Source organism: Paenibacillus sp. YN15 (assembly GCF_003285005.1).
Classification (GTDB): Bacteria; Bacillota; Bacilli; order Paenibacillales; family NBRC-103111; genus Paenibacillus_AR.
In genome coordinates this window covers 39,330-49,554 of the sequence record NZ_QMFA01000042.1, presented here as the reverse complement: position 1 = coordinate 49,554, position 10,225 = coordinate 39,330, and the positions used below count along the sequence as shown (strand labels likewise).

The following is a 10,225-nucleotide window of genomic DNA, read 5'->3' as shown; positions in this document are numbered from 1 at the left end:
ACCATACTGTTCCATTACCATACACGGAAGAAGGTTAAGCAGATGGCGTGGTTTTCATTTAAGCGCAGGAGCTTCTTTGTCAAGATGCTGCTTTCTTTTCTGGCAGTCCTGCTGCTCCCCTTGGCCATATCCTCCCTGTTCTACAGCCGGTTCGAGAACATTCTCGCAGGCCATGCCGGCCGCTCCAACATGGCGCTTCTGGATCAGATCCGCCAGGCCGTAGACAGCCAGATGGAGGATTTCGACAAAATCAGGATTCATATTTCCATGAATACCGATGTCCAGTGGCTTCTGAATTTCGGCTCAGACGATTCCCCCGAGGTCCGGCAAAAATATATCCGGGTGATGAATGACTTAAAGGGGCTGGATATCCCGTCCGGCTTCATTCAAAGCCTCTATCTTTACTTTCCGGCAAGCGACATTGTGCTCACCGACAGCCTGAAAACCGATTCCGGCCTGTTCTTCAGAAATATTCTGCCGAATGTCAATCTTGCCCCCGAAAGCAGCCTGTCCAGGATAAACGCCTTTCACTCCGGAACTTTCTATCCGGTGGAGACCGTACTGGAGGGAACGCAGGCCCGGAAAATAATCCCCTTCATCCAGTCCCTTCCCCTGGAAGCGAAGAGCGGTCTTCCCCAGGGAAGCCTGGTCATCCTGATCAGCGAGTCCTACATCCAAAGCCTGCTTGAGAACATCAGCCAGTTGAACCAGGGCAGGGTCGTTGTGCTTGACGAACACGGGCAGATTATTCTTTCCACTGAGTCCCAGTCCGGCGGCCGCACAATTCCCCTTGACCGGATTACCGGAAATGCCGGCCAATTCTCCGATGATTCCCAGAAAAAAACCGAAATTGTATCCTTTACCCGTTCCGATGTCAGCGGCTGGACCTTTGTATCCGCTATTCCCGAGGATGTGGTCATGGCGGAGGTTGAGCGCAACCGGTACCATGCCATAGCCATTCTCAGCATTTCGCTGGCAGCGGGACTGCTGACTGCCTATATCCTCAGTTACCGCAATTATACGCCTGTCAGGAAGGTGCTGCGGGATATTTCCCAATTGTGGAACACCGGCCGGCCCAAAGGCAATGAGATGGAATGGATCAGCCACACACTCCAAACCTCGTGGCAGGAGGAACGGGATCTGCGGCAGGCTTTATCAAGGGAAATTCCCGTGGTCCGGGCCAACTTCCTCTCCAGGCTGATTCGCGGGCTGGCCTGGCCCGAACGCCTCAGCCCCGAATCCCTGGAATTTATGAAGCTGAATTTCCGGCATCCCTATTTTGGCGTATTGCTGATCCAGATAGAGAATTCCAGCTCCTTCGCCGTATCGGAGCGGGAGCTGGCCAATTTTATCGTATCCAATATTTCCGCCGAGCTTCTGGAAAGCGCCGGTCATGTGGTGGAGCTGGAGCAGGACCGGATTGCCGTGCTGATGAACAGGCCTGACGATTCGCCCGAAACGGCAAAGGAAATTCATAACAAGGGTATTCAGCTGCTTGGCCTTCTGAATGAGCGTTTTCATATGGGGATCGTCATCGGCATCGGAGAGCTTCACCATGGATTGGAATCTGCCGCCCTCTCCTACCGGGAGGCGCTGAATGCCCTGGATTACCGGGTCGTCCGGGGAATCAATTCGGTGAATGTCTATGAAAAGAACCGCTCCCATAAACGGACCTACTACCATTACCCGGTGGAAGTGGAATCCATGCTGATCAATTTGGGCAAATGCGGCGATTATGAGGGCTGCTTCAGGGCTCTCAATGATGTGTTCGAGGCCAATTTCAGCGAGGGCTTCATCCCTCCGGAAATGGCCAAATGCCTGTATCTGGAGCTGATCAGCACCCTGTTCAAGCTTCTGAACTCCCTGGGGCTGGATCAAGCCAAGGTATTCGGCAGGGAGCTTGATCCTCTCCAGCTGATCGAACAGGCCGCAGCCCCGGACAGCATGCACGCCATGATTGCCGAGCTGTACGGGAGCATCTGCCTCTATGTAGCCGACAGCCAGACAGACCGCAGCGATGAATTGTTCAACCGCATCAAGGAGTATGTGGACAGCAGATATGCCGACAGCATGTTCAGTCTGACCTCCATGGCTGACGACCTCGGAATGAACGGAAAATATCTCTCCGCCTTCTACAAAAAATACAGCGGCCGCAACCTCTCCGATTATCTGGCCTCTGTTCGGGTTCAGCAGGCGAAGAAATTGCTCCGCGAAACCCCGCTGACCATTGAACAGATTGCCCACCGGGTTGGCTATGCCAATGACGCAGGACTGATCCGTGTGTTTCGCAAGCTGGAAGGGGTTACCCCCGGAAAATACAGAGACCAGATCGGCAGGCCGGAGTAGAAATCTGGGTTTCGGAGTGCGCATCTGGAATCCGGATAACCCGCTTGCAGCCCGCATGGATAATGGAAAACCGCCAATCGGGAGAGTGGAGCATACATCGGGAAAAGCGGACATATGCAAACGGACGGCGTCGCGCTAACATGGAGCTCAGGAATCAGGATTGCATCCGATTCATTTCGGTATCTGATCACTTACAAACGGGAGGTTGCAATGATGAAACAGAAATTGAAGAAACCGGTCTGTACCTCGCTGGCTCTGGCTGTAATGGCCGGCGTAACATGGGGCTGTGGCGGCGGCGATGAGGCTGCCGCTCCCGCCCGGAATAGTCCCGGCCAGTCACAGCCTGCGGCGGCGGAGCTGGGTTATCCCAAGTCGCTGACCTATTGGTCCGCGCTGAATACCAATGTTTCCGCCACCATGAAGAGCAATGCCGAGATTGGCGCTTACAAAAAGCTGGAGGAAATTACCGGCACCAAGGTAGAATTTCAGCATCCTCCGGCAGGGCAGGAGAAGGATGCCTTCAATTTGATGATCGCAACCAACAAGCTTCCGGATGTGATTGAATATAACTGGTCCAACGTGCCGGCCGGTCCCGACAAGGCAATCAAGGACAAGACCATTATCCGGCTGAACGAGCTGATTGAGCAGCATGCCCCCAACCTCGGCAAATACCTGAAGGAAAACCCGGAAATCAAGAAATTGATCACAACGGACGAAGGCAACATCTTCGTCTTCCCCTTTGTCCGCGGAAGCGAGTATCTCACCACCTTCAACGGGATGGCCATCCGCAAGGACTGGCTGGACAAGGTGGGACTGCCCGTTCCGGAAACCATCGAGGAATGGCATACGGTGCTCAAGGCCTTCAAGGAAAAGGACCCCAACGGCAACGGAAAGGCGGATGAAATTCCGCTGCTCATCGACGACAAGGGAACGGAGCTGGCCTTCAACAATGTCTTCGTCGGCGCCTGGGGCATTACCGCCGATTTCTATCAGGACAAGGGTGTTGTGAAATACGGTCCCCTCCAGCCCGAATTTAAGGAGTATGTGGCTACCATGGCCCAATGGTACAAGGAAGGCCTAATCGACAAGGATTACGTCTCCACGGACAATAAACTGAAGGACGCCAAGGTGACAAATGATCAATTAGGGGCTCTGTCCATGTATTCCGGCAGCGGAATCGGCAAGTATATGCCTCTGATGACACCCAAGAACCCGGACTTCAAGCTGGTGGGCGCTCCGTCCGTTGTTCTGAAGAAGGGCGACAAGCCGCAAATCAGCCAGAAGGAATCTCCCTTCACCGGCATCGGCGCAGCAATTACCGGCTCCAATGCAAATCCCGCCGAAACCGTGAAGTGGCTGGATTACAAATACGGCCAGGAAGGACATCTTCTGTTCAACTTCGGTATTGACGGAGTCAGCTATACCATGAAGAACAATTATCCGACCTATACGGATGAGGTTATGAAGAATCCCAACAACCTGCCCATTAGCCAGGCCATGTCCAAATATGCGTTGGCCGCCTTCTCCGGCCCGTTCATTCAGGACCCCCGGTATATGGAGCAATTCGCCGTGCTGCCTGAGCAGAAGGAAGCCATCGAAATCTGGATGAACGCGTCCAACGAGAAGCTCCTGCCGTTCCTGTCCCCTACTGCCGAGGAAAGCACCCGGTTTGCTTCCATCATGAATGATGTGAATACCCAGTTCGACGAAGCGGTCAACCGGATTATTATGGGAGCGGACTCCATTGACAGCTATGACAAATTTGTGTCCCGGATCAAGAGCATGGGCATTGAGGAAGCCGTAAAGCTCCGGCAGGCCGCCCTGGACAGATACAATAACCGCAAATGATTTTCCTGAATATGACAGAAAGGGGCTGCTGATATGGAATTAAAGCAGAACCGGACATTCCCGGCCGAAGCAGTCCGCAAATCTTCCTTTGGCACTGCCGTTTTGCGGGATCTATCCCGGAATAAATTGATTTATGTCATGCTGATTCCCGTTGTCCTGTACTATGCCGTCTTTCATTATGCGCCTATGTACGGCGTTCAGATTGCCTTCAAAAACTTCTCTCCGGGCGACGGCATCTGGGGAAGCCCTTGGGTAGGAATCGAGCATTTTCAGGAATTCTTCAGCAGCTTTTACTTTGGAAGAATTGTGAAAAACACCCTGCTGCTAAGCTTCTATGAAGTTCTGTTTGCCTTTCCCGCTCCCATCATTCTGGCCTTGCTGCTTAATGAGGTTCGCCATTCCTCCTTCAAGCGGGTTGTCCAATCCATTACGTACATGCCCCACTTTATTTCCGTGGTGGTCATCGTCGGCATGATGGTGGATTTTCTGTCAACGGACGGGTTTGTCAACAATATTCTGGAATGGGCGGGGATGGAAGCTATCCCCTTCCTCCGGGAGGCCTCCTGGTTCCGCACCATTTTTGTCGGGTCGGAGGTATGGCAGAGCGTAGGCTGGGGTTCCATTGTCTATTTGGCCGCCATGTCCAATATCGATCCGTCCTTGTATGAAGCCGCACGGGTAGACGGGGCCGGGCGCTGGAAGCAGACATTGAACATCACCCTGCCGGGGATAATGCCTACAGTTGTCATTTTCTTCATCCTGCGGATGGGCTCCATTATGTCCGTAGGCACCGAAAAGGTCCTGCTGATGTATAATCCCAGCACCTATGCCACAGCGGATGTCATCGGCACCTTCATCTACCGCAAGGGCATTCTGGAGGCCAGCTTCAGCTACAGCGCCGCTGTGGGACTGTTCAATTCCATTATTAACTTCACCTTGCTGGTTCTGACCAACACCGTTGCGAAGAAGCTGGGAGACACCAAGCTATGGTAAGGAGGAACCTTGCATGCCAGGCAAATTGACACCGGGAGAGCGGACATTCGAGTTTTGCAATTACCTTTTTCTTGTCCTGCTGTCTCTTCTCACTCTGTACCCCTTTCTTTATGTCTTGTTCGCCTCGCTGAGCGATCCGTCCCAGCTTTATCAGGCGCGGGGAATACTGTGGAAGCCGGTGGGCTTCAGTTTTGAATCCTATATGCGGGTATTCGAAAATCCGATGATTCCCAAAGGGTATCTGAATACGCTGTTTTATGTCCTCCTGGGCACCACTCTGAATGTGTTTATGACAGCGCTGGGAGCCTACGGGCTCTCCAGACAGGGAGTGATGTGGAGGAACGCCATCATGTTCATGATTGTTTTCACAATGTTCTTCCAAGGCGGACTGGTGCCGCTGTATCTTCTGGTGGGAGACATCGGCCTTCTGGACAACCGCCTGGCGCTGATTCTTCCGACTCTGATCAGCGCCTACAATCTGATCATTATGCGTACTGCCTTCCAGGGCGTTCCCGCCGCACTGGAGGAATCGGCCAGAATCGACGGGGCCAATGACATGGTCATTCTGTTTCGCGTTATCATTCCGCTGTCCCTGCCGGTTATGGCGGTAATGGTGCTGTTCTACGGCGTGCAGCACTGGAATGCCTGGTTCCATGCCCTGATTTTCCTGAGGACGCGGGAGCTGTTTCCCCTGCAGCTGATTCTGCGCGAGATTCTTATCCAGAACAGCACGGACAACATGCTCACCGGCGTGGGCGGCGGCGATACCCAGTTTGTATCGGAGACCATCAAGTACGCCACTATCATCGTCGCTACGGTTCCGATACTTCTGCTCTATCCGTTTTTGCAAAAGTATTTTGTGAAGGGCGTCATGATCGGCGCCATCAAGGAGTAACAGACATCAAAAGGAGCACGGCATGTGGAAATCAGCGATTGAAGATGCCATTGGCAAGCTGCACAACAACATCAGAAGCCACGGGGAGCTTTTCCCGCATATCACCCGGGAAGCATCGCCGAGCAAGCATTACTTATGGGAAGGCAATACCGACTGGATCGACGGTTTTTATACCGGCATGATCTGGCTGGGCTTTGAATATTCCGGCGACAGGGAATTGCTGTCCGCCGCCCGCCGCCAGCTGGCGGACTTCAGACGAAGACTGGAGGAACGGGTGAATCTGGCCCACCATGATTTGGGCTTCCTCTATTCGCTGTCGGCCATGGCGGGATGGATGGCCACCCGGGATGAGGGAGCCCGCCGGCTGGCTCTGGATGCGGCGGACCTTCTCCTGGAGCGCTACCGGCCCAAGGGAGGCTTTATCCAGGCCTGGGGGACTGAAGGCGATCCCCAGAATGGGGGAAGAATTATTATCGACTGCCTGATGAATCTTCCCCTTCTGTATTGGGCGTCCCAACAGACAGGCGACAGCCGGTACCGGCAGATTGCGGAGCGTCAGGCGGACATCAGCCGCAGGTTCCTGGTCAGGGGCGATGATTCCTCCTATCACACCTTCTGGTTCGACCCAGAGGACGGAACGCCGCTGCGGGGCGGAACCCATCAGGGCTATCAGGACGGGTCCACCTGGACCCGGGGCCAGGCCTGGGGCATTTACGGCTTTGCCTTGTCCTACCGGTACACCGGCAACTCCCTGTACCTGGAAACCTCCAAACGGCTGGCCCGCTACTTCATCCTGCATTTGCCCGATGACCACGTGGCATATTGGGATGTTGACGCTCCCGTTACGGGGGACACCCCACGGGACAGCTCCGCCTCCGCCATTGCAGTATGCGGCATTCTGGAGCTGCTGGAGCATCTGGACCCGCAGGGAGAGGATACCCGCTATTTTGCCCAATCTGCAGAACGCGCCATGCAATCCCTGTACGAAAACTATTCCACCAGACATGAGCCGGATGCAGAGGGGCTGCTGAAGCACGGTGCTTATCATGTCCGGGGAGGAAGAGGCATGGATGACTATATGATCTGGGGAGATTACTACTATCTCGAGGCGATGATGCGTCTGGAGAACAAGCGCCCGGGTTATTGGTATGATTAAATCGCAGAATAAAGGGGAGAAATTTATCATGACATCAGATGCAAACCGCTTCGAAACCCGTTGCATCAGCTCTCTGCCCAAGGTATTCCCTGACGTGGAGCTTGACGCTTCGGCATATTCGGCGGGTTCTGCCCTTCTGAACGAGCGTTTTTCCTTTCAGATTGCCTTCCGTTCCGGCCAACGGATTCGGGACATCAAGGTAGAGGTGGAGTCCGGGCTGAAGGAGGCGATTCGGGTGCAGCGCATCGGGCTGGTTCCGTCGGAATATCCGGTGAGAGACACCTCGGACGATTATGTCCTCCGGCGGACGCCGGGGCTGTATCCGGACCCGCTCTATGGCCTGGCCTCCGGCGAACCCATCACGGCCCTTGGCGGCCAATGGCATTCGCTGCGGATTGAAGTGGACCCGGATTGCCGGTATGCTCCAGGCAGCTATCCCATTACGATCCGGCTAAGCTCCCCGGAAAAGGGCATATTGGGAGAGGAAACCCTCAACCTGCAGCTGCTTCCCGCCACTCTTCCCGGGCAAAGGCTGCTGCGGACCGAATGGTTCCATGCGGATTGCATCGCCACCCATTACAGGCAGGAGATATTCAGCGAGGAGCATTGGAAACTGATGGAGGCGTTTATTCGCACCGCCGTCAGGAACGGAGTCAACACGCTGCTGACCCCGCTGTTTACCCCTCCTCTGGATACCAAAGTGGGAGGAGAACGGCCCACTGCCCAATTGGTGGACGTGTACGCCTCGGCAGGGCGTTACAGCTTCGGATTCGCCAAGCTGGAGCGTTGGGTGGCGTTATGCCGGAAATGCGGCATTACCCATTTTGAGTTCTCCCACTTGTTCACCCAGTGGGGGGCACAGCATGCGCCGAAAATCATGGCGGACACAAAGGAAGGGACGGTAAGGCTGTTCGGATGGGACACCGATGCGGCCGGGAGCGAATACCGGTCGTTCCTGAAGCAGTTTCTTCCCCAACTGAGGCTTTTCATTGAAGACCATCAGCTTGGCTCCAACTGCTTCTTTCATGTGTCGGACGAGCCTCATCTGGAGCATCTGGAATCCTACCGGGAAGCGGTAAAAGGGATCAGCGGCCATGTGGATGCGTACCCGCGCATTGATGCATTGTCGGATTATGCTTTCTATGAATCCGGCCTGGTGCCGGTTCCGGTGCCCGCCACCAACCATGTCCAGCCGTTTCTTGACGCGGAGGTGCCCGGCTTATGGGTGTATTATTGCAACTCCCAGGACCGAGATGTATCCAACCGCTTTATGGCCCATCCCCTTGCCCGCACCCGGATCATCGGCATGCAGCTGTACAAATACAAAATCAGCGGGTTCCTGCATTGGGGCTACAACTTCTGGTACAGCCAATACTCCATCCGGCAGTTAAATCCATTCCAGGTTACGGATTGCGATCACGCCTTCCCCTCCGGCGACGCCTTCGTTGTCTATCCGGGACCGGACGGACCGATTGAATCCATCCGGCTGGCCGCCTTCCATGAAGGGCTGCAGGATCTGCGGGCTCTGGAATGTCTCGAGGCCCTGATCGGCAGAGAGCATGTCCTGGCTATGCTGGAGGAAGGTCTGGACACTCAGCTGACCTTCAGCAGCTATCCCCGGGAGGACAGCTGGCTTCTTGAAAAGCGGGAGGCTGTCAACCGGTTGATCCGGCGTCACCTTCGTCACCGGGAGGAGGGTGCTGTCCATGAAAGGCCCTAATCCTGTCACAGCCGTCATTGTCGGCGCCGGGCACCGGGCCATGATTTACGCCTCGTATGCCCGGCTGCATCCCGACAAGCTGCGCATTGCCGGAGTGGTGGAGCCTGATGATGAGCGGAGACAATTGGCAGCCGAGTTATACGGCCTTGAGCCTGCCTCCTGCTTCCGCTCTGCCGAGGAAGCGGCGGCCCGTCCCCGGATGGCGGATGCCATTATTAACGGCACCATGGACCGGCAGCATATCGCAACGACAATCCCCTTCCTTGAAGCAGGCTACCATGTCCTGCTGGAGAAGCCCATTGGCGTCAGCATGGAGGAAATTATCCGCCTGCAGGAATGCGCCCGCCGATGCAGCCGGATTGTCATGATCTGTCATGTCCTGCGCTATGCCCCCTTCTACACAGCCGTCCGCCAGGCTCTGAAGGACGGGGAAATCGGGGAAATCGTCAATGTTCAGACTGCCGAGCATGTCAGCTATCATCATATGGCGGTTTCCTTTATCCGGGGCAAATGGGCCAACGAGGCGGAATGCGGCTCCCCCATGCTGATGCAAAAGTGCTGCCATGATCTGGATCTGATATCCTGGCTCAACGGGGATACATTTCCCCAACAGGTCAGCAGTTTGGGCGGGCTGGTCTATTTCCGTTCGGAGCGGGCTCCGGCGGGAGCGGGAACACGCTGTCTGAAGGATTGCGCCATCGAGCATGCCTGCATGTTCTCCGCCGCCAAGCACTACCTGCTGCAGAACTGGTGGGGCTTCTATGTGTGGCCCAATGAGCATCTGGGCAGTGCGATGTCCCAAGAGGAAAAACACCGCCTCCTCAAGGAAGAGAGTCCTTATGGAAGGTGTGTGTGGCATTGTGGCAATGATGTGGTGGACCGCCAGTCCGTGCTGATCGGGTTCGCCAACGGGAGCACCGCCACCCACAATATGGTGGGGGCTACAACCAGACCATGCCGCACCCTTCATATCATCGGCACGGAGGGGGAGATTCAGGGTGTAATGGAGGACGGGCGTTTTCTCATCCGCAGGCCTTCCTTCCGGACTGCCAGCGGCTACACAGAGCGGGAGGTTGTCCTGAACGTCTCAGGCGACCATCACGGAGGCGGGGATTTGCTGCTTGTCCAGGATTTCGTCAGGGTGCTTCAGGGGGAAGCGCCCTCCATCTCCTGCACAGCGCTGGAGCAATCCATCTACGGACATGCCATCGGATTCGCTGCAGAGTCATCCCGCAAGACAGGCACGGTGGAAAAGCTGCCATTCTGA

Annotated in this window: 7 protein-coding genes; all 7 read left to right on the top strand. The window is 55.3% G+C overall.

The features are described 5' to 3' along the window. Nucleotides 1-42: 42 nt before the first annotated feature. The 7 genes from DQG13_RS24985 (at nucleotide 43) to DQG13_RS24955 (ending at nucleotide 10,225) form a co-directional block, all read left to right on the top strand. Complete coding sequence (locus DQG13_RS24985) at nucleotides 43-2,346, top strand: helix-turn-helix domain-containing protein (protein ID WP_181592978.1); 2,304 nt, start codon at nucleotides 43-45, stop codon at nucleotides 2,344-2,346. 213 nt (nucleotides 2,347-2,559) lie between these two features. After that, complete coding sequence (locus DQG13_RS24980; RefSeq protein ID WP_113022903.1) at nucleotides 2,560-4,194, top strand: type 2 periplasmic-binding domain-containing protein; 1,635 nt, start codon at nucleotides 2,560-2,562, stop codon at nucleotides 4,192-4,194. Between the two features lie 33 nt (nucleotides 4,195-4,227). Continuing rightward, nucleotides 4,228-5,187 (top strand): ABC transporter permease, encoded by a 960-nt coding sequence (locus DQG13_RS24975; RefSeq protein ID WP_113022902.1) that lies wholly within the window; start codon nucleotides 4,228-4,230, stop codon nucleotides 5,185-5,187. Between the two features lie 13 nt (nucleotides 5,188-5,200). Then, a complete protein-coding gene (locus tag DQG13_RS24970) occupies nucleotides 5,201-6,082 on the top strand; it encodes a carbohydrate ABC transporter permease (protein ID WP_113022901.1) in 882 nt (293 codons plus the stop codon). Nucleotides 6,083-6,104: 22 nt separating this feature from the next. After that, nucleotides 6,105-7,238, top strand: coding sequence for a glycoside hydrolase family 88 protein (locus tag DQG13_RS24965; protein WP_113022900.1), 1,134 nt, complete (start codon nucleotides 6,105-6,107; stop codon nucleotides 7,236-7,238). Between the two features lie 28 nt (nucleotides 7,239-7,266). Next, entirely contained in the window at nucleotides 7,267-8,958 is a 1,692-nt protein-coding gene (locus DQG13_RS24960; RefSeq protein ID WP_113022923.1) for a DUF4091 domain-containing protein, read from the top strand. Continuing rightward, nucleotides 8,945-10,225: a Gfo/Idh/MocA family protein gene (locus tag DQG13_RS24955; RefSeq protein WP_113022899.1), complete on the top strand. Its 1,281-nt coding sequence runs from the start codon at nucleotides 8,945-8,947 to the stop codon at nucleotides 10,223-10,225. Before DQG13_RS24960 ends, DQG13_RS24955 begins: the two co-directional genes overlap by 14 nt.